Raw genomic sequence first — 25,655 nt, 5'->3', positions numbered from 1 at the left:
CTTAAGTTGGTAGCCAAAAAAAGCAATGTTAAAATGACCTTTTTATGGGTTAAGTTTAGTCTTTAGGTTGTTCTCTTTATAGATTCCTACCGACGTTTCTTTGTCCAATAATTTCCATTTTTGTCCGCTTTTCCATCTGAGTTACATCGAGTAACTTTGTTTAAATTATCAGTGATAGGAAGAGGAAGCCATTTAACTTTCTGCTGAGGAGCCATCCATACTGGCCAGTTTTCTATATTTAATTTTTCTGGCCGTCTTGGTGACATCATTAAAAAATGTGGCGTTACATTTTTCCATTTATCACCGACTGTACCAAAAATTTCTTTGAGACGAGCCGCCTTCGACTTCATTTGTTTATTGCTCCAACCCATCACCCCTTTAGCCTCAATAAGAATTATATGGGTTTAATGCTCTATTTCATAGACCATTAAATAATCTATATCTTCTTGATGTCCCTTGATTATTTCTTCTTTGTTTGAATATATTTTATCATTGTCATCTTCCGTTATCTGAAGACTTGCATAGAGCCAATCAAGATGGTAGTCCATCGCTGAAAATACATCGGTTGGAATTTCCATATCAAATAGTTGACATAATTCCTTACGAAATTCAGAAAATAATGTGAACTGAGCATTTCCCAGAGTCTTTCCAATTAAGAAAAATCTTTCTTTTGAATTTAAGGAATGGAGGGTTTTAATTAATTCATTCATTTTATCCTTTTTTGTTTTTTACACATTATGATAAGTACCCAAATAAAAATTATCAGGTATACAACAATACCTTCGCCAATTTAGGTTTTGAGCCAGAATCTTTCAAAATCTAATATTTAGGTTCTAATAAAATCAAGTAGTTATAATATTAAAAAGTAGAGTTTCAACTTACTTTATACGTTTGGCGAAGGTATTGAAACGTAGCAAGCGATTAAATGTACTTGAGTTTATGGCGATTCTTTTTTCCATACCGTTGAGGGAAGTGCTAAAAGTGAAAATATCACCGAAGAATTTAATGCTTCCGTTCATACCTGTCAGGAATTTTTAGAGAAACACGACGATTGGATGGGGCAAGGACTTGGATTGCATTATTTGCCTACTTACAGCCCTGAGTTAAATTTGATAGAAATTCTATAGCGAAAAATGAAATATGAGTGGTCCTGTCTGGTCTCACCACATTATCCCAATTTAGTAGAAAATAAAGCAATAGCTTGATACCATACGAAATCTTTCAGAAAAAAGGATTTATATGTCACAAGTCTATCACTCGAATGCGAGGTTGAACAAGCATTCAAGAGCTATTATACAAAACTCAGCATTAAAGAGTAGTGAGTTAGCAGAAAAATTCTCAGTAAGCCAGAAGACAATTACAAAGTGGAGAGGTAGAGACTTTACAGATGATGATAGCTCAATACCTCATACGATACACTATGCCCTTAACCCACTGGAAAAAAGGCTTATAGAGCTTGTTAGAACAACAACATGGATGAGCTTAGATGATGTAGTGGATACTGTAGTTCCAGTGATACCAAAAGCAAATAGAAGTAATGTTAGCAGAACATTAAAAGCACAAAGTATCAGTCAAGTTCCAGAAGAGAAAAAAGCGAAAGCAAAGAAGTTTAAAGAATATGAACCTGGGTATCTCCATATAGATGTCACCTATATGCCAAAGCTAGAAGGAATCAAATATTACCTCTTTGTCGCCATAGATAGGGCTACACGGCTTATGTACTACAAGGTATATAAAAATAAGACAGCTGATAATGCAGTATCATTTCTAGCAGAGTGTAAAGAGTTCTTTCCTTTTTATCTCTCTCATATACTCACAGACAATGGACTAGAGTTCACAGATAAATGGGCAAGAGGAAAAGGAGTAGTCAGTGGTAATCATAAATTTGATAAGGAGTGCAGTGAGGACAATATAGACCATAGACTAACAGCTCCACATACTCCTGCAACCAACGGAATGGTAGAGAGAGTGAATGGTACTATCAAAAATGCTACAATTAAAGTAGAAGAGTATCAAAATATAGGAGAACTCAAAGAAAGTTTAAATAAGTTTTTGCTATATTATCTTTTTACACGAAGACACGGAAGCCTAAGAAGAGAGTTGAAAGTCAGAACTCCCTACGAAGCTATGGAAAGTTGGTTTAAAACTAAACCTGAATTATTCAAGATTTCGCCTGATGAGTTTAGAGCTAATGCTTTTGAAAAATTGGAACAACGTGGTGAGAATTGACACCACCAAATACACTGGAGGTCATTCCACAAAGCTCAGGAAATTGATTAACGCGTTCACCAAAAGGACATTGGCAATTAGTTACTTTAATCACATCTTGGTTACAAGAACTTAAAGAAAAACTGCCGCCAATATTATTTTTTAAGCCTAAAATTAATTCAATATAGTGTTCACGGTCAAGTTGCTGTTGATTCCCCTTTTGATTGCGATAGGTTTCTTCAAAAAAACAGCTTGCCGTCGTTGCAATGTGTTCAATTAATTGTTCACAATGTTTTTGTCCTTGTTGTTCACTCGCGTGCATTAATTCCAAAATAATCGTTTGTAAAAAAAATATTGGCGTTAAATCAGATAAAGAAGGTTGAGTCATGGCTAGAGTGTGAAGTTTAATTTCATAAAGTGAAGTATAACTTCTTTTTATTAAAAAAACAAAAATATAAGTTATTGTATCTACAGTGTTTTTTGTTTTGTTTATTTTGGCATAACTGTTGCATTAGGTTAATGAAAGGAATGTTTAACCCTCCTTTATGTTCTCTAATTTTTACAACCACAGGAAAAAATCATGAGTAATGATAAGCCCGCTTTAGACCCACATCCTCTCAGTGAATATGTTGCTTGGGCAGGAAATCGCAATCGTGAGCCACTATTAGGTGTATTAAAAGACAAATTTCCAACCGATGAAGGGCAGGTTTTAGAACTTGCCAGTGGCAGTGGAATGCATGTTAATTATTTTGCTCCGCATTTTGAATACTTACATTTTCATCCAACGGACAGAGATCAAGACGTTTTTGATAATATCAAACAACTTTCTGTCGAACAGGGCAACGATAATATTGCGGATCCTGTTCATTTAGATTTAACCGACCCTGAAACGTGGCTTAATGTTAAAGGCAAACCTCATTCCTTTGCATCAATCTTTTGTATTAATATTTTTCAGGTTGCCCCTGTTTCGATCGCGGATGGTATAATGGAATGCGCATCTAAACTTTTGACTAAAGAAGGTTTTTTGTTAATCTATGGGCCTTTTAAAATTGAAGGAACTTTTAGCACAAAATCGAATCAAGCCTTTCATAATACTTTAGCTTCTGCTGGAGTTGATGAATGGGGCTTAAAAGATGTTGCTGACTTAAATACAGCCGCTCAAAAGCAGGGTTTGGAATTAAAAGAAAAAATTGATATGCCATCGAATAATTTTTCATTAATTTTTGCCAAAATATAAGTAAAAGACGGTGACTAATCGCCGCGATTGTAACCATAATAAAACCTATCCATAATGAGGAAACCACTATGAGTAAAGTACTAAATGAAGTCTTATTAGCAAATCGCAATTATGCCGCAGAATTTGATAAAGGGGATTTACCCATGCCTCCTGGACGGCATTTTGCGATTTTAACCTGTATGGATGCGCGTTTGGATCCTGCTAAATATGCAGGGTTATCGGAAGGGGATGCTCATGTAATTCGTAATGCAGGCGGACGCGCAAGTGATGATGCGATTCGTTCGTTAGTGATTTCTTATAAATTATTAGGAACACGCGAATGGTTTGTTATTCACCATACTGATTGCGGTATGGAAACCTTTACTGATGATATTATGCGTGATTTATTAGGCAGCAGTTTAAAAACGGCCTCGGTTGATGCGAGCGGTTGGCATGATTGCTGTGAAGGCCCTTGTTCTGATGAAGGTAAATATATAGATTGGTTAACGATTAAAGATCAAGCTAAAAGTGTGACCGAAGATGTTATTCGGATTAAATCTCATGCGTTAGTGCCTGATGATATTCCTGTTTATGGTTATATTTATGATGTTAAATCAGGTCAATTAATTGAAGTGCCTACAGCAACTGAAGTGGGTCGAGCTAGCTAATGGAGGGGAAATGTTTAGCCGTTATCATTGGGGTTGGGTCAGAACGTGGTCTGGGCGCTACACTCGCCGATCACTTTTCAGCGCAAGGGTTACACGTCATCATCGCCGGTCGCTCAGAAAATAAGCTTAACAAAGTCGCCGCCGTCATTGAAGCTAAAAATGGCTCGGTGACAACGGTGGTTGCGGATGCAACTAGTGAGCAGGATATAAAGCATTTATCTGAGGTCGTAAAGCTTGAAGGCGGTAACGTGGAAATTGCGGTTTATAATGTCGCCAGTAACATTCCTTCGCCGTTACTAGAAACAGAAGCGGATACCTTTACTGCGCTATGGCAACAAAGTTGTTTTGGAGCCTTTTTATTTGCTAAAGCGATGCTTGATTCTATGCTGAGTATGAGCAATCATCCCAGTACTCTTATCTTTACAGGCGCAACCGCCTCATTAAGAGCAAAACCGCCGTTTACTGCATTTTCTTCGGCTAAATTTGCATTAAGAGCTTTAGCACAAGGGGTCGCTCGGGAATTTTCACCCCAAGGAGTTCATGTGCTTCATGCCATTATTGATGGCGTTATTGATGGCGATGTCGCGGTTGAACAATTTCCTGATTATGTTGCTACGAAAGGTAAAGAGGGCTTGTTACAGCGTGAAGAAATCGCTAAAACCTATTGGATGATCCATCAACAACATCCTAGCGCGTGGACACATGAAATTGATCTACGACCCTTTAAAGAAGTGTTTTAAATTTTTTGATAGGAGAGCCTAAATGACAGATGATTGGATTCTAAAAGGCAGTTATTTTGAAAGTTGTAACTGCGAAGCCGCGTGTCCTTGCGTCTGGTTTAAAGAATCAACCGAAGGTGATTGTAAATTGCTCATTGTGTGGCATATTGACACAGGACATTTAAACGAAGTCGCACTTGATGGTTTAAATGTCGCCTTAGCCTCCCAAGCTCCAACTTGGGAACGCCTACCCTCAAGCTCTGCTTGACGTGTCAATTCAACAAAACAATTGCAGTCGCAAAATTTCGGCCCCTTTTTACGTCAAGTGATTTGGGCGTTATAAATTAATTTAAGGAATACCGTATGGCTTTTAAACTAAATGTAAATGACATAATTGGCCAGCCTATATCTGATGTTTGCCATATTATTGATACTCATTTTAAGTGTCCTCTTAAAGACTTAACTTATTTAACAACACTTCGGACAGTTTTAATGCGAGATAACCCCGAAGCTACAAAGCTCCTCGTATTGAGAAGAGCATTTTATTAAACTCAGGTCTACCCCAGAGTTTGAAAAAATACGTTTAATCAATAACTCATTGAAAAATCTAGTCTTCCAGCTACCGATTGAAATTGGTTTTCGTTTAGGACTTAAAAGTCGGTCATGCCATTTAATCAAATTTAGCGCAGTAAAACGTGCCTTAAAATGGCTGTGTAAAGCAGGTTCAGAACGTGCTTGGCAATCACAAAGTCCTGTAAATTGTTTAGCATCACGAAATAGAAATTCAATCTGAAACCGTGCCTTGTAATAATTATAAAGTGTCATTGCATCAATCTCTGTATCTGTTGAAAACAACAAGGCATAACGTGTACCTTGTGACGTTGTTTTAACTAAATAAGCGATGCGAATATTACATTTCAATGAGACAGAATTAACGATTGCTGTATAAATCTTAACACCACCCTGTTTACCTGCTAATTCTAATTTTCTCGTCTCACCCACAATCCACTTACTGTCATAACATTTATGGCGACCTTTTTCTTTTTGCACACCTTCGTAGAGTAAACGTAAATTAGCATCATAACGTAATTTTCCAATTTGATGGTAACCTTTAGCGATCACGCCATGGGTAAACTTTTGTTTAGAATCCCAAAACTTAGCTAAACCGTAAGTTTTTTCACCACTTTTGTTAACAAAGCTACACTCTAAAGCCGCTATTTTTTGTCCCGACGTTGAAAGAATTTCATTATTACCTACCTGATTAAATTTAAGAAAATCTAACTTTTTATTAAACCATCGACGATAGGTTTTTTCTGATAACTCATTGTAACGGTGGTTTAGAACCACTAGACATTTTTTCTAAAATCGTTTCTATTAGTTGCATGGAAATCTTCTTTTCAGGAAATTGTTGCTTTAGAAACTACATTTTCCTATGAATTGAAGATTTCCTCTACTTTTAAAACTGTCCGAAGTGTTGACTGCGCTAAATTTGATTAAATGGCATGACCGACTTTTAAGTCCTAAACGAAAACCAATTTCAATCGGTAGCTGGAAGACTAGATTTTTCAATGAGTTATCGATTGAACGTATTTTATTAAACTCTGGGGTAGACCTGAGTTTAATAAAATGCTCTTCTCAATACGAGGAGCTTTGTAGCTTCGGGGTTATCTCGCATTAAAACTGTCCGAAGTGTTGATCAATATTTCATATAAAAAAGTGGGAATTATTTCGCCTTTGTTGGCAAATCTGTGTTTGGATGGTCTGGAAAGTTGCATGTACAAGAACATTCATGAGAAGCGTTCACACAAGATTAATGTGATTCGTTATGCGGATGATTTTATTATCACTGTTAGAGGGCTTCCCCACCGAGAGGTGGGGCGGCTATTCGACTTATGTTTTTTACGCTACCTTTATTAATTTTAATTCATCACGAATTATTTTTCGCAGTGTTATTTCTAATGATTCATTGTGGGCTTGAATATGCTCTCGTAAAGCCTCATTGATAAGTGTTTGGTAATTTTCACCCCCTGAATTATTAACTAATGCTTTGAAATGGTTAATAATATCAGCATCTAGGCGAATAGTAATTCGCACTTTATTTGGGTCAGAGGGAACTACTGAGCCACGTTTTCCTTTACTGAAATCTTCACTCATAACTCAACCCTTTGTAATATTAGACTTGTTCTTCTAAATAAAACATATTAAAATCAATTGCTTATATATACTTGATAACACTCACAATCAGTTGATACAGCCTAATAAATAAACTTTAAATTAAATTATTAAAAATAATAAATAAGCTTTATAATAAATTTCTATAAAAAATAAAAATAAAAGTATAACATGAAAATAAAAGAAATTTTACCAAGAATTTATGATGATAGACAGTTAAGAGCTTTAACAGGATTAAAAACAGAACATTTTATTTTACTATTATCTCTATTTGAAAAGACCCTTATTGAAGATCAAAAAGAAAAACATGAAAAGGCTACCAACTTAAGACGGGACAAAATAAAGAACTAACTGCGATATTCTTGTATCATAGGTTAATGACTAAAAAAACAGAACAACACAGAAAATACGCGCAGCTAGTCACGCAATTATCGCTGAAATTACAACAACAGGCAAGCAAACTGTTCGTAACTTAGCTTCAATTGTTGGTCGCTCAAAAAGCAGTGTGCATCGTCATCGTCAAGCGCAAACAAAGCGAAATCGACATCCTGAATCATCATTATGGGAAACCGAGGCAGGTAGTTCTTGGCAAAGATTAATGGTGTTTTCCGCCTTGTATGTCTTTGGATTAAAGGCAGGCGTAGGTGCAGAGACTTTATCGCTGTTTTTTAAAATGATACGGATTGACACCCATGTGGGCGTATCACCCGACGCACTGCGGACTCAAATCAATAAAATGGAAGTCTTATTGCCTGCAGTTTCAGCAAGAATGCGAAAAAGTGTGAAAAAACAAACACGTAAAGTTGTTGCTGGGCTGGATGAGACTTTTTCGGCAACTTTATGATTTTAGTTTTAATGGACTTACGTTCTGGCTATCTTTTGTTGGAAGATATTAGCGATGATAGGTGCTACGATACTTGGTATAAAAAGGTTTCGCCACGATTAGAATCATTAGGCATTGAGGTTAATCATGCGATTAGTGATCGCGCTAAGGCGTTGATAAAAATGGCAGTGACGGGGTTTAAGTGCGAATCGGGGGCAGATATTTTTCATGCTCAACAAGATATGAGTCGCTGGTTAGGCGCGAAAATCGGCAGGCGTGCAGCAAGGGCTGAAAAACAGCGGCAAGCAGCGCAAACCGCAGAGTCTACTGTTTCTAAAACGGCAACGATGCAGAAAATTATTGGACTTAAAACAACACGGATAACGGCTGAAAAAGAGCTTGAAGAAGCCAAAAAATACAAACAGATTATCACGAAAACTTACAAGGGATTGCGGATGAAGTTCATCCTTTTTCACTCAATGATAGTCGTAGAAACGATGCGGAACAGGTTGAGAAGTTGCTAGAGTTAAGAGCGCGAGCCTTTGAAAAAATAGCGGAAAAACAAGGGATTAACGATCATAAAGGCGTGATGAAAAAGTTTCGTAATCAAATAAAACCGTTAGCGGTATCCATCAGTTTTTGGTGGCTTTGGGTACGCGAAACCTTGCAAAATTTGGGGCTTGATGCGGATACCGAATATTGGTTGACCACAACATTATTACCCGTTGTTTATTGGCATCAGAAAATGGAACAAACTAAAAGCCGCAGGTCAAAGGAAAACTATCGAAAAGCTTGGGAAACCGCGTCTGATAAGCTCAAATCAGACCCATTTAGTGCAAAGTTATCAATCAGTGAAATGCAGCGATGGCTAACATTGGCGGAGCATATGGCAAGGCAGTTTCAACGCAGTTCATCTGCGGTGGAAGGGCGAAATGGCTGTTTATCGCAAATGTATCGCAATGGGCGAGGTTTGAATAAAAAGCGATTAAACGCGTTGACGGTCATTCATAACTACGGAATCAAACGTGAGGATGGCACAACCGCCGCCATGCGTTTATTTGATACCGAGTTTCCAGACTTGTTTTCATGGCTACTGAATGAAATGGGCGAGTTACCGCTTCCTAGAAATAGTCGAAAGCGTGTGTTTTCTAACCCTTTGAAATTGCTGGATGTCCCGTCTTAAATTGGTAGCCCCTTTTTAGATGATTTAATGGCTAAGTTGTAACTTAACCCACTCTGGAACTTGCTTCAAAGCACCCGACAAAGCCGCAGGATTATTCCCCCCCGCTTGTGCCATATCAGGACGACCACCGCCTTTCCCCCCAACTTGTTGCGCGATAAAATTAACCAAATCACCCGCTTTAAGTTGCTTAGTTTCCGCTTTTGAAACCCCAGCAATCAAACTCACTTTATCACCCGTCACCGTGGCTAAAATAATCGCCGATTTACCGAGTTTATTTTTTAATTGATCCACCATTCCACGCATCGCTTTGGGATCAACCTCTTTCAATTCAACCGCCAAAACCTTAATGCCATTAATCTCAACCGCCTGAGAACTTAACTCATCCCCCGCTGAACTCGCTAGCTTCGCTTGTAAACGCTCAAGTTCTTTTTCTAACAATTTATGTTTTTCTAATAACTGCTGAACTTTACTTTCAACCTTTTCAGGCGAACTTTTTAATAACTGCGCGACCTGCGTTAACGCTTGATTATTTGCATGAACCCAATCAAATCCTGCTTGACCTGTCACCGCTTCCAAACGACGTACCCCTGCGGCAACGCCTGTTTCAGAGGTGATTTTACAAAAACCTATTTCCCCTGTCCGTTCAACATGGGTGCCTCCACAAAGCTCGGTGGAAAATTCACCCATTTTTAAAACCCGTACCTCATCACCATATTTTTCACCAAACAACGCCATCGCGCCTGCTTCCATAGCAGCGGCTTTAGGCATGATGTTAGCTGAAACCAAATGATTTAAGCGTATTTGTTGATTAACTAATTTTTCAACATGGCTTATTTCATCCTTAGTCATCGGCTCAAAATGTGAAAAATCAAAACGTAATTGTTTAGGATTCACTAATGAGCCTTTCTGAGTCACATGCTCCCCTAAAACTTGTCTTAATGCGGCATGTAATAAATGAGTGGCTGAATGGTTTAATTCGGTCGCTTTTCGAGGATCACTATTAACGCTTGCATGACAGGATTGTCCTTGTTTTAGCTCACCTGAAATGACTTTGCCTTGATGTAAAAATAACGTGCCTGCTTGTTTTTGGGTATCCGTGACTTTAAAAATGCCGCCCTCTACTTCAATTAAACCGTTATCACCGACTTGTCCGCCCGACTCACCATAAAACGGCGTTTTGTCTAACAATAAAACCCCTTCATTATTGGTTTGTAGACAATCAACAGCGTTCCCTTGATTAAATAAACCGAGAATATTCGCTTCATTCGTTAACGATTGATAACCTGTAAATTCAGTTTGACTGTCATGTTCAATTTCGTGATCGTAAGCAACCTTAAAACTACTCGCGCCTCTTGCACGTTCTCGTTGCTTATTCATCGCAATTTCAAAGGCGGCATGATCGACGGTTAAGTTATTTTCACGGGCAAAATCAGCGGTTAGGTCTAACGGAAATCCATAGGTGTCATAAAGTAAAAAAGCGGTGTCACCTGGAATTACGCTGTCGTGCATTTTTAAAATACAGGCTTCCAAAACTTTCATACCTTGTTCTAAAGTCTCGGCAAAACGTTGTTCTTCTTTTTTCAAAATTCGTTCAACCTGTGCTTGAGCTTTCGCCAATTCAGGATAAGCCGCGCCCATTTCATCAACTAAGGGCGCAACGAGTTTATAAAAGAAAATCTCACGAATCCCTAAACGATAACCATGACGAATTGCACGGCGAATAATTCGTCTTAATACATAACCCCGCCCTTCATTGGAAGGCATCACTTCATCAACAATTAAAAAGGCACACGAACGAATATGATCGGCAATCACTCGTAAAGAACTTAAACTTAAATCCTCGGTATTGGCTAATTTTGCCGCAACTTTCAATAAACCTTGAAATAAATCAATCTCATAATTATTATGCACCCCTTGTAAAATCGCCGTGACGCGCTCCAAGCCCATGCCTGTATCCACAGAAGGTTTCGGTAACGGATGTAAAACCCCGTCTTGATCGCGGTTATATTGCATAAAGACTAAGTTCCAAATTTCAATATAACGGTCGCCCTCTTCTTCGGGAGTTCCTGGAGGCCCGCCTGCAATCGTTTCGCCATGATCGTAGAATATTTCACTACAAGGACCACAAGGCCCTGTCTCACCCATTGACCAAAAATTATCTTTTGCGCCAATTTTAGATAAGCGTGAAGGATCAACACCTATTTTTTCTAACCAAATTTGTTCCGTATCGGCATCTTCTTCAAAGACAGTGACCCATAATTTTTCCGCAGGAATCTTTAGCTCTACGGTTAAAAATTGCCATGCAAAATGTATCGCTTCTTCTTTGAAATAATCACCAAAACTAAAGTTACCTAGCATTTCAAAAAACGTATGATGACGTGCGGTATAACCGACATTTTCTAAATCATTATGCTTGCCACCTGCACGTACACAACGCTGGCTAGAGGCTGCGCGTACAAAGTTTCTCTGTTCTCGACCTAAAAAGACATCTTTAAAAGGAACCATGCCCGCATTAGTAAATAATAGCGTGGGGTCATTTACTGGCACTAAAGAGCTACTTGGCTCAACCGTGTGTCCATGTTGTTGAAAAAAGTCTAAAAAAGCAGCTCGTACGGCGGCACTGGTTATATTTGTTTTCATGATGTCTAAAAGCGTTAAGGTTTAAGTATTATTTATTTGTTGTTCAAGCATGTTTAAAATAGTGTTTAATTCTTCTTTATAGCGATAAATATTATTGAGGATAGTTTTAGCCAGTAATTCATTTTCTTCGTAATCATGAGCAATTTCATTTCTAATTTCTCTTAATTCAAACCATTTTTCCACGTCTAAAATATCTAATTTTTCCAATGAATTTAGAATATCTAAAAAAGGACGGTTTATATTTTCGCCTTGGTATTGAACGAAGCTCTTGAATAATTTTGCCCCCATACTATCTTGTGTTTTTGAAAAACGATAGATAATTTGATCGGCAAAGGCTAACTCATTTCTATTAACTAGAATTTTCAAAAAATCCTCAGTTTCGATTGGAAATGAATAGTTAATGGATAACTCTTCAAACGCTTCATTAATACGTTGTAAATGTATCGCGGCTTCTTTAAGGTTTTTTTCAAATTTTTCTTTATAAATTAAAGCTTGATTGCCCATTTTTTTATTTCCTGTTCGATGAGTCGTGAGCTATCTTCATTAAAGACGAGATCAATTTTTTGATCGCCTATAGCACGTTTTAATCGGGCTAAAAATTTTATCTTTCGTTCAAAAAGATCATGCTTATCATCGACTTCAATGTATAAATCAATATCACCGCCTTTTTTATGGTCATCGACTCGACTGCCAAACAAAAAAACAGAACTCGTTTCTCCGAAAAAAGTGGCGGTTAATGTTTTTATTATTTTAATGTCCTCTGTTTTTAATCTCACAAGTGGTTTCTATTTTTCAAATACAATTTTGTCATAAATATCACCGAGACTCATCCTTTCTTCAATTTGAACGAGTTTCAATGAGTCGTCTAATAATTTATATTCCGTTAATAACCATTGGTTAAACGCTTGTTTTTCAAAATGCTCGATGTGAACTTTATCTTGGCTAATTAAAATATAATCATGTAACTCAGGTAAACTTCGGTAATTTTCAAACTTTCCTGCTCGATCATAATCTTTTGTACTGTCTGATAAAATTTCAATAATTAACTCAGATTTATCTATCGTATCTCGACGATTTTGCCAATAACTGGGTTCTCCGTTAATCACTAAAACATCGGGGTAAGTAAAACTATTCGTCGCTGGAATATGTAATTTAACATCGCCTGCAAAAACTCGAAAATCACGTTTTTTAAAGGCGATTCCTAAAATAATACAAAGGTTAATACTTATTTGATTATGATTTAAAGTTCCGCCTGCCGTTGGAAAAATTTCCCCCTCGTAATATTCACTTTTAGAATCTGCTTTATCTTCTAAAGCTAAATAGTCTTCGATAGAATAGCGTTTTTCCATCATTACCGCACTCATCTTTTTTTTCCTAAAAAATATCTACATTATTAAAGGTTCGCCCGATTCCTCGAATATAAGGACGATACATATCTTCAACATAAGGCGGGGGATTAACAAAATTACCTTTGGTCACCGCTCTCATCAAATAAAATACATGGCGTGAACGGTTTTTACCTAAGTCAATTGCAGCAATATAACGATCATCTAAATACTGTTCATAGCTGACTCGACTGTAACTTTGCATTTTTAAAATAGTTTCATTGCCAATTTTAAAACGATCAATTTTTAAATTATTTTCAAGGTTTTGATTTTCAATTTCAAAGCCTGCGGGGATTAAATCAATAATTAACGCATCTTTAATCCGTTTTTTGGCGGTTACATTAAGATGTACAACAAAAACATCACCACTCTTGACTTGCTTAAGCTCAACACGCTTGCCTTGAAGCGTGTAATAATTACGCTCAACTTGAATCGTGTCCATTTGCATCGCAGGGGCGGTACGCGGATAAGCTTGAACCCCATAGCGCATATATAAAGGAAGGGTCGCTTGTGAGTTAAAGGTCACCGTTTGGGGTATTTTATCACCTTGAAAGTTTTTATGATAAGTTCCCTTTTGCTTCAATATCGTCTCACTCGCGTCTAAGACTAAATTTCCTTGCCATGCTTGCTGAGGTTTGCTTTTTAATAACACCCCTGTTCTAAATAATGCGTTTCTTTCTTGAGTACTTAAATAATCTCGATGGGCTAATTCATCCCCTAATTGAAAAATTAAACCAGCCACTAATTTAGGGGCAACGGGATGTTTATTTAATAAATAATTAATTAAGGTTAAATCCCGCAATCGACTGCCATAATCGCCTAAATAAAAATAATCATTACGCGGTTTATTGATTCCCAACTGAATGGCTTGTTTCCCTTTGATTTGATCGCCTTGATTAAATAAGGCAATTCCTAAATGAGTTAAAGGGAGACCTGATTTTACTTCTTTATAATGATGATCGTATAAGGTGCGTAATGTTCCTAAAGGGGCGCGATTTACCCGCGATAATACATAAGCCGCATACGATTTATAAGCAAAACTCGCATGTTTGGGGTATTGACTATAGCCTTGCCCGTACATATTACCGCGTTGATTCAAATATTCCGTAAGCCGTTTGAGGGCTTTATCCAACATTTCTTGCGGAACACTCGCACCTTCATCTTTCGCATCCAATAAGAAATCAACGGCATAAGCGGTGAGCCAATGCTCTTCACGATCGTTATTTGACCATAAACCAAAGCCGCCATTACTGCGTTGCATTCCTGCTATTCGACTAATACTACGCTCAATAGTCCGCGCTTTATCTTTAATATTAAGCGGTTTATTATTAATTAATACTTTAGATAAGCCCCATTCGTTAATCGTTTGGCTATTAACGGATAACCACGGGTAGGTGCTGCTAATCGTTTGTTCAAGACAGCCATAAGGATATTGCAATAACTGTTTTAAATGACTTTTTATCGCAATCGGGGGATTCGCTGAAATGTTAAGTTGCGCGGTGGCCGACTCTATTAATAATTGATTTAAATTCGGGGTGATAGCAACCGACTCGCCTGCTTTAATTAATCGCCGTTGAATGGATGCTGTTGCAGGATAAGCAGGACGTGTGCCTAATCGCCATTCCCGTTTAAATTTAATTAATTCCTTTGCGCCTTGAGCATTATTTAAGTGCAGGGTAATTAATGATTGCCCCAAACTATTTCCCGCGATAATAGGTAACCGTAATACGTTTTTTTGTTTGTCGTTTAAGGTAATTGTTAGCGGTTTATTATCGACTAAAGTGATAGGTGATGTGGCTGAAAATTTTACATTTAAGGTTTGCTGTTCCCCACTTTGATTGCGTAAATCTAACGTTAATTCCGCTTTATCCCCTGCGGCTAAAAATCGAGGTAAGGAAATTTCGGCAATCACAGGGGCGGCAATGGTGACTTCAGTATCGGCTGCTCCAAATTGTTCATCATTAAAAGCTATCGCCATTAATCGTAAACGCCCATTAAAATCAGGAATGTCTAATTTAATCTGTGCCTGTCCTTGAGCATCGGTTTCAACTAAGCCACTAAATAACGACACAATTTTTATTTCTGAATCAGGTCGCGCTCCGCCTGCATGTTTATCTGCATCCCCTCCAAAACGGGCTTTTGTGACTCCGCCATCAACTAATTCAATAATTCGATTATAAATATCCCGTTGATCGACCTTATAGCGTCGTGGTTCAAAAAACCATTTGAAAGGATCGGGGGTTTTATAATTAGTAATATTTAATACGCCGACATCGACAGCGGCTAAGGTCACATAGTTTTTTTGTCCCGCTTTTGAATTTGCAATTTTTACGGTACTTATTAACGTTGTTTCAGGGCGAATTTCTCCCGTGGGGGCATCAATACTGACTTTAAGCTGACGATTATCACGGTTTAACGGTAAATGAACAATACCGACGGCTCGATTCGGGGTAATTTTCTCTTTGGCATCGCCTGCTCTAAAGACCACCGAAGAAATATAGAGATCATGCCGCGCCCATTCTTTTTTAACAGGAATCTCTATTTTCAACCCTTCCGCAGGGACGTTAACGCGTTTAAACCATAATTGTTCATCACCACTTTCAACACTAATAAAACCATTGCCCGTATAAGGTGGGGTTACTTTGAGTTTGACCTTTTCACCCGCGTGGTAATTCTTTTTATCTAATTCAATTACAACCCGTTCTGGGCGAGCCGATTGATTAATCTCAGTTTCATGCCAGCCACTGCCTGCATAAAAACGCACTGAACTTTTTTGGCCTGTTTTAGCGTCTTCAATCACTAAAAGATACGATCCCCATTCCACTGGCACGGTTAACGTCACGGCTTTTTTAGGGTCTAAAGTTAAACGTTTTTCAAAAACCTGATAGTTTTTTGCCGTATGTTCCGAATGCCAGCCTTCTGAATAGGAATATTCCCAGTAATAATCACGTTGTTCTTTGATTAGTTTGGCGACAATTTCGCTGTCTCCTTGTAACGTTCCTTCTACGGTGGCTTTAACGACATCAAATTTAATTTCCGTGCTATCAGGAATATCGGTAAGCGGTGTTTGGGGACGAATGCCGAGTAAAGTTTTTTGAGGCCATGAGGTAAAATTAATCGAACGGGTGACAGGTCGCCCGCCTGTTTCAAATAAACTATTAATGACCTTAATAGACATCGGACTATTTTTAACTTTTTTCCAACGTGAAGGGACGTTTAAGGTTGCCAAGCCTTTTTCATCTAAATTAATATCCGCTAACTCATAAAACTTAACCTTGGATTTCTCATCTTCTAAGCCAAAATAATAATCTTTTAAGGCTTTAATCGGTTGGCGATTTTGTTTAATAATCACCTTGGTACTTAAGCGATTATTAGCGGCGGGTGCGTCATAGAGGTATTGCCCTGAAACGGGAATTTTTAAGGCGGAATTACCCGTTGTCCAGTTATCACGCGGCGGTTGTTGACCCAGTAATAACTCCATCCGCTCAGGTAAAAACGCTTCTACTTTGAATTTATAGGCATGATAGGTTTTACCTGCGGTTTCTAACTCTAGTGTCCAATTACCTGTCATCGCATTATCGGGTAATTGATAATCCGTTTGATAATAACCTTGGCTATCCGCTTGAGGATGCCATGTAAAGTATTTAATTTTTTGACCGTCTGCGCGTTTTATCACTGCATTGATAGGGGGATATTTAATCGCTTTCGCATCGGCATTGCGTAGAATGGCACTAAACGTAATGGTTTCACCAGGGCGATAAATATCTCGAGGACTGTAGGTAAAAATCTCAATCGGTTTTTGTTCACGCCCTTCGACTTTAAATTCCGATAAATCTAGGGCGGGTGAATTTAATTTTAAAATTGAAATATGATCGTTATCTCGTGCAATCAATAATTCTGCTTTGTGATGACTGCCAAAATGTGCTTGTCCCGCTGAATCGGTTTTAGTTTTTGCTAATTCTTTTTCATTATTATCGAATAACGTTAACGCTACGTCAGAAACCGCTTTTCCTGTGGTTAATGAACTTATTTGTACGCTTAATTTATCGTGAAACATTCGTGCATGAAGCCCTAAATCACTGACCACAAAATAAGTCACTTGGTATTCATCTTTAAAGTTAGCCGCTTTTTTCATGGTGGCTAAATAAATGCCTGGCTGTTTTAAGGCATCAATGTCCGCTAAATCTAAATAGGTACTGTGGCGGGTATTTTTAGGAGGATTTAAATCAAAGCGTCCTGTATAGCTAAGATCCATAAAAGGCAGGTATTTTTGTAATTCATAATTAGATTGCTGTGCGCGTCCGCGCCATTCATTTAAAAAATGATTCATTTTATCGCTTTTAATTCGATAAAATTTAACATCAATGGCATCAATATTAGTGACGACAACAGGAAGGCCTTTGGCTAATTTTGCAGGTAAGACAGAGCCTTTACTGGCAAAACGCAATTGCGGCTGCATTTTTCGGGTTTTAATTTTTTTAGTGGTGGCTTGAGCTAATGGTTTATCCGTTGCTGCGGTTAACCCGCCCAAAACATCAACTGTATATTCACTTGACGGTTCAATGGTTGGAAAATAAACCACGAGGCCACTTTTTGAAAGCTCCCAGCTTCCCGTGATGGCTTGTCCTTTTTTATCACTGACTTTAAAAAAATCTTGGAAGTCTTCGGCTGGGTTGAGCGGAACGGTGAGTGTTACGGCTAATGCGGAGCCTTTGTTATAATTTTGCTCACTAATATCGGCAATGGTTAAATCAATTCCTGCATAATGCTGTTGCGCTATTTTTAAATCAAAGGGCTTTGATTTTGAGGCTGTTACATCGGTTGAATTTGAGTTGGAATCACAGCCACTGACAAATACAACAAGGCAGAGTAATAAAGCAGAAATGATATTATTCATGAGTCTTCTCACTTAAATAAAGAGCTAATTGTATGGAAAAGCTGTTTAGTCAAGGCTCAATGTTCACGGTAAATAGACACGCTTGACTTAATAAAGAGGCAGTATAACCTATTCACTTTGAGTGGGAAATATTTCATTGTAAGTCAGGTTAGGATTTTTTAATGGGGGTCTAAAGTGATGACTATGATTAAGTTTAGGTGAAAAATAAGAGGCAGGTGTGTCGATTAAAATACTACGTGTTGGAAGATGATGTTATCGGTAAAAATACGGTTAAATTTATCGTAAATAGGGGTAAAAATCGTCGTTTATTGATGTGTTATTAGCGGTTATTAGGAAAAAAGAAATCAACTTAAAATACAGTCGTTTCTTTTGACTTAATAACCGTTACTTTACACGATGAAGTTATTTAATCAGTGCTTTCCACGATAACATCTTTAAGAATACCGAGGGCATTAGGAAGAAGAACCGCGACCGAAAAGTAATTACTGATTAGGTAAGAAATGATAGATTGCTCATTAATTCCCATAAAACGAAGGTTTATACCTGCTTCCACTTGGTCAGGAAGGGTTTTTGGACGTAAACCGACGACTCCGCCATTATCTTCACCCGTACGCATAGCGAGAATAGAGCTTTTACCCTTTTTAACAGGGATCTTACTACAAGGAAGGATAGGAATACCGCGCCAAGATGGTACTAAACTCTCGCCTAATGGAATATTTTGAATAATCAATCCAGCTTTATTGCATTCAATTCCGAATGCGGTAATAGTTTTAGGATGTGCAAATAAAAATTGTGTATTACGTCGAAGAGAGATTAATCTATCAAGTGCATCGGGTGTTGGAAGGTTGTTTGCTGATTTTATAGTTTGTTTATCAGAAATGGATGCCAATAAACCAAAGGTAGGATTATTGATTAGTTCATTTTCTTGTTTCTCACGTAACGCTTGAATAGTAAGTTGTATTTGTGTTGAACTGGTATTAAAGGGTTCGTTATAAAGATCAACCGCTCGTGATTGTAAGCCTAAGATCGTTTGCACAACACTTAACTCATAAACCCGAGGGGCAGGTGTCATTTCAGGAAAAGACGCTGTTCTTGGTAAAGTAATAACAGGTTTATCATGATTGCATTCAGATGATGTTTGAATAACTTCTTTCTTCTTTTCATCGTACACGGTACGATTTACTTGATAAACCCCAGCGGTTACATCAACCCACGGTAATACCTTTAACAACCATTGCGAAGTAACCCCTTGTAATTGTAAGGGGGACTGGGTTACTTCTGCCATTGAACGCGCATCTGCGCTACTAAAATAATTATTTTCAGCCATATTAACCTCTATATAAAAATGTTGTTTTAACTACGTTTAAAGTTAATTAGTTGTTTTTTATACTAATAATCACTAGAAAAAATAGTAGGTGATTAAGAACAAACCAAAACGTCTAACTAACTACGTTCAAAATTAAAGTACCGACTTCTACTTTGTGAGACTTTCACCTTACTAAACTAAAAAGTAAAACTATAACCGTTTTAACGTTCAGTATTTTTTAATAAATCTATAATTTGTATTGCTGAAGTACCTAATTTATCTGAATTTATGTTATTAATTTTTAGGTCTAAGGGTAGAGAGGGTACTTCTGTTCTTTTTATTTTTAATAATGTTGTAATTTGTGCCGCTGACATACCTAACCCAGAAAAATTTTCAATAGGTCTTCTTGACCTCACTTGTTCATTTTTTAATTCGAATTCTTTATAGCGATCTACCGTTAGATGCCATTGAAGATTTCCACACATTAAATATTGTAACCCTTCAATATATTTTGATAATTTTTCAAGGCTCTTTTCATCTAGGCTGAATTTTTCAAAAATATTTTGCAAGTCATTAGTAATAAGATATTCAAACTGTTGCATTCTAGCAACCATTAAATTATTAAGAAATTTAACAGCTTGAATTCGACTGCAATTAAGAAAGCATTGAGCAACTAATACCCCATTATGCAATTCCCCTTCAAATTCTATTTCTTTTTGATATGAAAAAATATCATTAGTTAGCCAAATATAATCAATTGCTACATTGCTTATTTCCTGCATTGTTCTCGTACGATATACTTTAGATAAAATACCTTCATTTTGATCTACCTGCTGAGTAAACATTTTTATCAATTCCCAACCATATGTTTTTCTACGCATCTCAACATAATCTACAGGATCTGGAATTTTATTTTGTATATGGTTTGCAAGTTCCCATAACATACTTTCAACAAAGTCTTTAATAGTAGAGCATAATGAGCAACAATTATCGTTAGATAATTTTTTAGTGGAATTACTCCATAAGTCCAATAGCCCAAATTCTACAGGATTAGTCGCAACAGGCATAGCCCTAGCCGAGTTGACTGGCATGAAATCAGCTAATCTAGCAACAAAAATTTTAGCTCCTACCATATCATAATGGACTCCAGCGTATAACCGTGTGAAATAATCATCCACATAAGTTCCCCAAGTCACCCAAGATGCTATCTGTTTCAATTGAGAGACTGAAGAATTTGGACAAATTAACGCACTGTATAAAGCCAAGCCACCCGCATCAAATTTACGCTCATCCCAAACAAAAATATCAGGTCTATTACGTAAAGGATCTAGCATTCCCATTTGTTTCGCCCAATCTTTTGAGTGTTTTTGGGCTGCCTTTAAATGAGGATTTAAGCTCGTAGAGAAGGGCATATAAAAATTTGGCAATGTAGTCGAGCCTACAGACTGATAATGAGTATGAGTATAGTTTTTGAACCGTGCTAGACCTAGAGACCCATATAAAGAATTAATATCAACCGCTGATGTACCTAGCCCTGTTGACCCACTTGTATTCGTCTTTTTATTCATGTAGCGACTAGAACGCATATGCCATTCGTGAGCACCTGATTGAAAATCTTGAAGTCCTTTAACAAATAAAATAATTTCAGCATATTCTGCTGAATCTATCGCATACCTTTCGATAAGTAATGGCAACTCGGTAATTGCTGTATGCTCAAATTGTTGCAATCTAGATGTAAGTAAATCATTAGTAATATTGACAGCATGTTGCACTCCAATATTGAAAAATTTTTCAAATACTAAAACACAATTTGAATTTTCACCTTCCTCTTCTATTTCTCTTTGGTAAGAGAATATATCATTACGTAAATGCACTGCATCAGCAAAACTATCTTTCAATACACGTATTGAGCGAGTGGTTGTAATTTCAGCAGATATTTCCACAAACATGGCATGTTCAGTGAGGTCAGATGACCACAATGCGCCACCAACTACTCTTCGCATTTCAATAAATTCGATGGGGTTAGGTATTCTCTCTTGGTTAATATTAGCAAGTTCACATAAAGAAGCATCAAATTGATTCTTAGTATTATCAAAAAAACGTACTCGCCATTGTTCTGATTTAGTAAATGCAGTAAGCGGCCATAAATTTGCTAATCCATTCTCTACAGGGTTTGTTGGAATCGGTACTGATTCTATAGGATGTATAGGCATAAAGGAAGGTAAGCGATCAAGATATTCTTTTGCTCCCGTTATGTCATGACTACGTTTATATATTTCTAAAAAATGATCGTCGAAAAAAAATATCCAAACATACCAATTAGTTATTAGGTTAAGCTCAGCTTCTGGGGCATCGGGATGAATATAAGAACATAGTAAAGCATAGTCATGAGCATCAAAAGTACGTTCATCCCAAATATTTAAACTTTTTGCATCCTCTTCTGAGCCAAGTATGCCCATTTCATAAGCCCATGCTTTAGAATGTATCCGTGCAGAATTTAGGTTTGAGTTTATTCGTGCAGGCCAAGGCGAATAAAAATCTGGTAATTCAAAAGGTTGCATTTATTTATACCTAACTAATATTTTTAAAGATTATTGTTCGTATAAAATCTCAACTTATACACAAACAATAGTTTAAATACTAACAAAATAAAAATTAAGACGCTTTAGTATCTCTTAATAATTATTTTATATTTTATTTATAACTCTTTTAGTGTACTCATCCCCCTACAAGCTATGGAAATTAAAAACAGATATTTTTATGTAATGAGTAGAAATCAAAAATGTACATCTATATGACCAAGAAAACTAATTCCTTCTGCTTGAAAGTCACCTACAAAATCTAAGTTTTGTGGAGCTGGATCATAATATTTTTTATTCAATAAATTATGAATATTAAATCCAATGTCAAATTGTTTATTAAAAAGGTTTTTTCCTAGTATTCCTAGGTTAACCACTGCATAACCTGCCAGATCATCACGTGTATCACCTAAGTTTCGTGGTGTACTACTTTTAATCAGTACATGTGCAAAGCTACTCCATGTTTTATCAATAGCCCAATTAGCCATTAAATTAACTCGATAACGTGGGACATCAGCTAACTGGCGATCCAATTGTATACTATTTTGCCATACACCATTAGCACTCAAATAAGAACCATTAAAAAAATCGTCCATAAAATTATAACGAATTTCAGTTTCAACGCCTTGTGTGATGATATGACCTGTATTGTTATAAGTTTGTAGAGTCAGTGTTCCTGTGGGAGTAATAATTTTATTTATGTCAGTATAGTAATATGTTGCTTGAAGTGTTAATCCTTTTATTGGTTGTATAATAACTCCTCCTTCAAGTGTTTCTACTAATTCAGGAGTAAGTGCAGAGTTACCAAGTATAACGGGGTTATTTTTTAAGGTTAATTCTCCAACAGATGGTGGGCGATAAGCTGTTCCATAAGAAAATCGTAATGAATAACCTTCACTAAATTCCCAATTAAACCCCACTCTCGGGTTTAATGTGCCACCAAAATCACTGTATTCATCATAGCGCAGACCTACAGTTAAACGAAAATCCTTAATTGGATCCCAAACATCTTGCATGTAAACCCCCCAACGACTACGTTTGTATTCTGCTGAGGTATGAGGCACATCGATTGAAGAAGAATAAGTTCGCCCTATTTTATCTTTAAGGTTTTCATGTGATTCTTCTGCGTAAGAAGCTCCTACTATTAGTGTTTGAGTGTTGTTAAAAACATAGGTAGCTACAAGCTCTCCCCCAAGACGAGTATCAGAAAAACGGGGAAAAAGATATGTATCTGGAGCAATATTCCACGTAACATCATAGTCAAAAGAATCGTAGAAAAGTTGTGTGTCCAATGTAAATGAATTGTTAATTTTCCATTCACGACTTAATTTAAGAAAGTAGTTACTAAAATCTTGCTCTGCTTTATCATCACTAAGAATATTTGTAATTCCAAAAAACGTGCCTTGTTTTTTATTTATATACCGACCATCAAATTTAAAGTCTTCGTAAGCTAATTGCCATTCAAAATCAATACGCTCTTCCGTAAGCTTACTTGTTCCCAATAGTGTACGAGAATTATCTGTATAAAGTGGGGAGTCAATACCATTAGTATCAGCATAATTAAAATGCAAAGCTGCTTCAAAACCATTGTCAAATAGTTTTCCCCAAGAAACTTGGTATTGTTGAGTGTCAAAACTACCTATTCCAGCAGATGCATGAAAACCATCCAAATCTTTAGCGTTTTGGGTAATAATATTAACTACCGCCATGAAAGCATTCGCACCATACAATGCTGAACTAGATCCACGTACAATTTCTATCCGTTTAATCGTACCAACGGGTAGGTCTTCGTAGGTTAAATTACTAGTTGCTCCTAATAACTGATGATCAAGTGGGTGACCATTGAGTAGAAATAGTATTTTTTCTGAATTATTCGTTCTAATACCACGTACTTCAATTTGACGAGTACCTAGAATTGATTGAGTAACGCCAAAACCAGGCACAGTTTTTAAAATATCTAATAGATTACGCGCGCCCATTTCTTTAATTTGTTTTTGCTCAATAACAGTTGTTGTCGCAACAGATTTACTTACTTTTTCCTTCATCTTAGAAGCTGTTGTGACATACTGTCCTATTTCTTCAAAAGACTTACCTATCAACTCCTCCATTGACACGTCATCTTCTAGCTGATTATCGGCATAAAGAGGGCAGTTTACCGCGACTAATAATAATAAACTGACTGTTTGCTTGTACATATTCTAAATCTCATTTTAAAAACTCACATAATAACTTTAAGGGTACTCTAAATTAAATAAGGAACCGTGGCAAGTAGCTCTGTTCTTAAAGAGTATTAAAATACTAAAATCTATTTCTATCATTTTTTTTAAACCACAAAAAAACTGATTCACCCCGCTATTTTAAACTCAATTAAACCTGATATTCAACCTGAAAACGTTAAAAATACAGATTTTATTCAAACAATAAAACCCTTATTCTATCGTGTGTTTGTAAGCAATTACCGTCATAAAAATCACTCATTTTTAAAAATAATCAACCCCGTTCTCTAGCTGTTAGGTCTAAAGAGTTCACACGTTCTCATTAAATAAAAAATAACAAACGTTCTTCACTTGAAAAAAATGTATAGGGTAACCAATACCACCCCATTTAACGTTAAAATAAAACCATCATTCACAAAAATTACTAGGCCCTGTTAAAAAACACCCTAAGCTTATACTCCACTTGATTCTTATCAAAAAATACATGCTACACTATCCCCATTTATTTTTATTTAACATTCAACGTAAGGAATCCTATTAATGTCAAGAGCATTTAATTTTAGCGCAGGCCCTTCGGTACTTCCAGAAGACGTTTTAAAACAAGCTCAAACAGAATTATTAGATTGGCAGGGCAGTGGCCTATCCGTCATGGAAATGAGTCATCGCGGTAAAGAGTTTATGTCAATCGCCGAAGCCTTTAAAGCCGATTTAATTGAACTCCTTGCTATTCCTGATAATTATAAAGTCTTATTTCTCCAAGGCGGCGCGACGGGTCAGTTTTCTTTTATTCCTCAAAATATTTTACGCGGTAAAACCAAAGCTTGTTACGTTAACACAGGCGCGTGGTCAACCAAAGCCATAAAGGCCGCAAAAAACTATTGTGATGTCATTCTTTCGGCAACAGGGGAAGAATCAAACTTTACCGATATTCCCGCGCTAAGTGAATGGACGCTTGATTCCGATGCCGCTTACTTACATTACACCAGCAATGAAACCATTCAAGGGGTTGAGTTTCAAACCATCCCTGAAATTAAAGACATTCCATTAGTCTGTGATATGTCATCTAACATTCTATCGCGCTCCGTGGATGTGAGTCGTTATGGCCTTATTTATGCTGGCACACAAAAAAATATGGGGCCGAGTGGCGTAACCGTGGTCATCGTTCGTGATGATTTAATCGGTCAGGTCGATCCATCCCTTCCCGACATATTTGATTACGCGAAACAAGCTAAAAATGATTCAATGTTAAATACCCCTGCAACCTATAACTGGTATTTAGTGGGCTTAGTGATGAAATGGTTAAAAGCACAAGGCGGTGTGGCTGCAATAGAAAAGCAAAATAAAGCTCAAGCAACTAAACTTTATCACGCGATTGATAATTCAACCTTATATTCAAACCCCGTTAATACGATTCATCGTTCACGAATGAACATCCCTTTTGTTCTAAATGATGCGGCCTTAGATAAAGCCTTTTTAGCGGGCGCAACGGCCAATAGATTAGTGGGATTGAAAGGTCATCGCCTTGTTGGAGGAATGCGTGCAAGTATCTATAATGCAATGACGGATTCTGGAATTGATGCCCTCATTGAGTTTATGGCAGAATTTGAAAAAACGTCTTAAAGGGGTTTAAACAACCATGACCA

At 37.0% G+C, this 25,655-nt stretch carries 23 protein-coding genes and 1 pseudogene; 11 read left to right on the top strand and 13 right to left on the bottom strand.

Annotation, left to right across the window (positions count from 1 at the left end):
* Positions 1-86 precede the first annotated feature (86 nt).
* Both Q9M50_06955 and Q9M50_06950 read right to left on the bottom strand, forming a co-directional pair.
* The gene (locus Q9M50_06955; GenBank protein MDQ7090369.1) at positions 87-350 is read right to left on the bottom strand and encodes a hypothetical protein; all 264 of its coding nucleotides are present in this window, start codon (positions 348-350) and stop codon (positions 87-89) included.
* 54 nt (positions 351-404) lie between these two features.
* The gene (locus Q9M50_06950; GenBank protein MDQ7090368.1) at positions 405-710 is read right to left on the bottom strand and encodes a hypothetical protein; all 306 of its coding nucleotides are present in this window, start codon (positions 708-710) and stop codon (positions 405-407) included.
* Between the two features lie 766 nt (positions 711-1,476).
* Between Q9M50_06950 and Q9M50_06945 the strand changes: the two genes are divergently transcribed.
* Positions 1,477-2,229: a DDE-type integrase/transposase/recombinase gene (locus tag Q9M50_06945; GenBank protein MDQ7090367.1), complete on the top strand. Its 753-nt coding sequence runs from the start codon at positions 1,477-1,479 to the stop codon at positions 2,227-2,229.
* On the opposite strand, the pseudogene Q9M50_06940 reads toward Q9M50_06945, so the two are convergent.
* Positions 2,228-2,596, bottom strand: a pseudogene (locus tag Q9M50_06940) (methanogen output domain 1-containing protein). The gene Q9M50_06945 and the pseudogene Q9M50_06940 overlap by 2 nt on opposite strands.
* 192 nt (positions 2,597-2,788) lie before the next feature.
* Between Q9M50_06940 and Q9M50_06935 the strand changes: the two are divergent.
* The 4 genes from Q9M50_06935 to Q9M50_06920 all read left to right on the top strand — a co-directional run bounded on the left by Q9M50_06935 (position 2,789) and on the right by Q9M50_06920 (position 5,079).
* Positions 2,789-3,445 carry a DUF938 domain-containing protein gene (locus tag Q9M50_06935; protein MDQ7090366.1) on the top strand — a complete coding sequence of 219 codons (657 nt, stop codon included), beginning with the start codon at positions 2,789-2,791 and terminating at the stop codon, positions 3,443-3,445.
* A gap of 68 nt (positions 3,446-3,513) precedes the next feature.
* Positions 3,514-4,092: a carbonic anhydrase gene (locus Q9M50_06930; protein ID MDQ7090365.1), complete on the top strand. Its 579-nt coding sequence runs from the start codon at positions 3,514-3,516 to the stop codon at positions 4,090-4,092.
* Positions 4,092-4,832 carry an SDR family NAD(P)-dependent oxidoreductase gene (locus tag Q9M50_06925; protein ID MDQ7090364.1) on the top strand — a complete coding sequence of 247 codons (741 nt, stop codon included), beginning with the start codon at positions 4,092-4,094 and terminating at the stop codon, positions 4,830-4,832. The genes Q9M50_06930 and Q9M50_06925 overlap by 1 nt, the downstream gene beginning before the upstream one ends.
* A 22-nt stretch (positions 4,833-4,854) precedes the next feature.
* Positions 4,855-5,079: a DUF1326 domain-containing protein gene (locus tag Q9M50_06920; protein MDQ7090363.1), complete on the top strand. Its 225-nt coding sequence runs from the start codon at positions 4,855-4,857 to the stop codon at positions 5,077-5,079.
* Positions 5,080-5,300: 221 nt separating this feature from the next.
* Here the strand turns inward: Q9M50_06920 and Q9M50_06915 are convergent, their stop codons facing one another.
* Positions 5,301-6,158, bottom strand: coding sequence for a transposase (locus Q9M50_06915; GenBank protein MDQ7090362.1), 858 nt, complete (start codon positions 6,156-6,158; stop codon positions 5,301-5,303).
* Between the two features lie 127 nt (positions 6,159-6,285).
* Between Q9M50_06915 and Q9M50_06910 the strand changes: the two genes are divergently transcribed.
* A complete protein-coding gene (locus tag Q9M50_06910; GenBank protein MDQ7090361.1) occupies positions 6,286-6,489 on the top strand; it encodes a hypothetical protein in 204 nt (67 codons plus the stop codon).
* Positions 6,490-6,710: 221 nt separating this feature from the next.
* Here the strand turns inward: Q9M50_06910 and Q9M50_06905 are convergent, their stop codons facing one another.
* Positions 6,711-6,965 (bottom strand): BrnA antitoxin family protein, encoded by a 255-nt coding sequence (locus Q9M50_06905; protein ID MDQ7090360.1) that lies wholly within the window; start codon positions 6,963-6,965, stop codon positions 6,711-6,713.
* A gap of 189 nt (positions 6,966-7,154) precedes the next feature.
* Here Q9M50_06905 and Q9M50_06900 point away from each other — a divergent pair, with 189 nt between their 5' ends.
* The 4 genes from Q9M50_06900 (at position 7,155) to Q9M50_06885 (ending at position 8,989) form a co-directional block, all read left to right on the top strand.
* Positions 7,155-7,334 carry a hypothetical protein gene (locus Q9M50_06900; GenBank protein MDQ7090359.1) on the top strand — a complete coding sequence of 60 codons (180 nt, stop codon included), beginning with the start codon at positions 7,155-7,157 and terminating at the stop codon, positions 7,332-7,334.
* Positions 7,335-7,488: 154 nt separating this feature from the next.
* Complete coding sequence (locus tag Q9M50_06895; GenBank protein MDQ7090358.1) at positions 7,489-7,827, top strand: hypothetical protein; 339 nt, start codon at positions 7,489-7,491, stop codon at positions 7,825-7,827.
* Positions 7,824-8,330: a hypothetical protein gene (locus tag Q9M50_06890; protein ID MDQ7090357.1), complete on the top strand. Its 507-nt coding sequence runs from the start codon at positions 7,824-7,826 to the stop codon at positions 8,328-8,330. Before Q9M50_06895 ends, Q9M50_06890 begins: the two co-directional genes overlap by 4 nt.
* A complete protein-coding gene (locus Q9M50_06885; GenBank protein MDQ7090356.1) occupies positions 8,324-8,989 on the top strand; it encodes a DUF6399 domain-containing protein in 666 nt (221 codons plus the stop codon). The genes Q9M50_06890 and Q9M50_06885 overlap by 7 nt, the downstream gene beginning before the upstream one ends.
* A gap of 24 nt (positions 8,990-9,013) precedes the next feature.
* On the opposite strand, the gene alaS is transcribed toward Q9M50_06885, so the two are convergent.
* From alaS to Q9M50_06845, 8 genes are all read right to left on the bottom strand, one after another.
* The gene (gene alaS, locus Q9M50_06880) at positions 9,014-11,629 is read right to left on the bottom strand and encodes an alanine--tRNA ligase (GenBank protein ID MDQ7090355.1); all 2,616 of its coding nucleotides are present in this window, start codon (positions 11,627-11,629) and stop codon (positions 9,014-9,016) included.
* Between the two features lie 21 nt (positions 11,630-11,650).
* Positions 11,651-12,133 carry a nucleotidyltransferase substrate binding protein gene (locus tag Q9M50_06875; GenBank protein MDQ7090354.1) on the bottom strand — a complete coding sequence of 161 codons (483 nt, stop codon included), beginning with the start codon at positions 12,131-12,133 and terminating at the stop codon, positions 11,651-11,653.
* Positions 12,115-12,405 (bottom strand): nucleotidyltransferase domain-containing protein, encoded by a 291-nt coding sequence (locus Q9M50_06870; GenBank protein ID MDQ7090353.1) that lies wholly within the window; start codon positions 12,403-12,405, stop codon positions 12,115-12,117. Before Q9M50_06870 ends, Q9M50_06875 begins: the two co-directional genes overlap by 19 nt.
* A 9-nt stretch (positions 12,406-12,414) precedes the next feature.
* Positions 12,415-12,993, bottom strand: coding sequence for a Uma2 family endonuclease (locus Q9M50_06865; GenBank protein MDQ7090352.1), 579 nt, complete (start codon positions 12,991-12,993; stop codon positions 12,415-12,417).
* A 10-nt stretch (positions 12,994-13,003) separates the two neighbouring features.
* The gene (locus Q9M50_06860; protein ID MDQ7090351.1) at positions 13,004-17,911 is read right to left on the bottom strand and encodes an alpha-2-macroglobulin; all 4,908 of its coding nucleotides are present in this window, start codon (positions 17,909-17,911) and stop codon (positions 13,004-13,006) included.
* Between the two features lie 406 nt (positions 17,912-18,317).
* Positions 18,318-19,238 (bottom strand): hypothetical protein, encoded by a 921-nt coding sequence (locus Q9M50_06855; GenBank protein ID MDQ7090350.1) that lies wholly within the window; start codon positions 19,236-19,238, stop codon positions 18,318-18,320.
* Between the two features lie 200 nt (positions 19,239-19,438).
* Entirely contained in the window at positions 19,439-21,778 is a 2,340-nt protein-coding gene (locus Q9M50_06850; protein ID MDQ7090349.1) for a hypothetical protein, read from the bottom strand.
* 215 nt (positions 21,779-21,993) lie between these two features.
* Complete coding sequence (locus Q9M50_06845; protein ID MDQ7090348.1) at positions 21,994-23,991, bottom strand: TonB-dependent receptor; 1,998 nt, start codon at positions 23,989-23,991, stop codon at positions 21,994-21,996.
* Between the two features lie 561 nt (positions 23,992-24,552).
* On the opposite strand from Q9M50_06845, the gene serC reads away from it, so the two are divergent.
* A complete protein-coding gene (gene serC / locus Q9M50_06840; GenBank protein ID MDQ7090347.1) occupies positions 24,553-25,632 on the top strand; it encodes a 3-phosphoserine/phosphohydroxythreonine transaminase in 1,080 nt (359 codons plus the stop codon).
* The last annotated feature ends 23 nt before the right edge of the window (positions 25,633-25,655 follow it).

This window comes from Methylococcales bacterium, assembly GCA_030949405.1.
Classification (GTDB): domain Bacteria; phylum Pseudomonadota; class Gammaproteobacteria; order Methylococcales; family Methylomonadaceae; genus WTBX01.
Note: the sequence above shows the minus strand (reverse complement) of the source record. Positions and strands in the feature narration are given on the sequence as shown.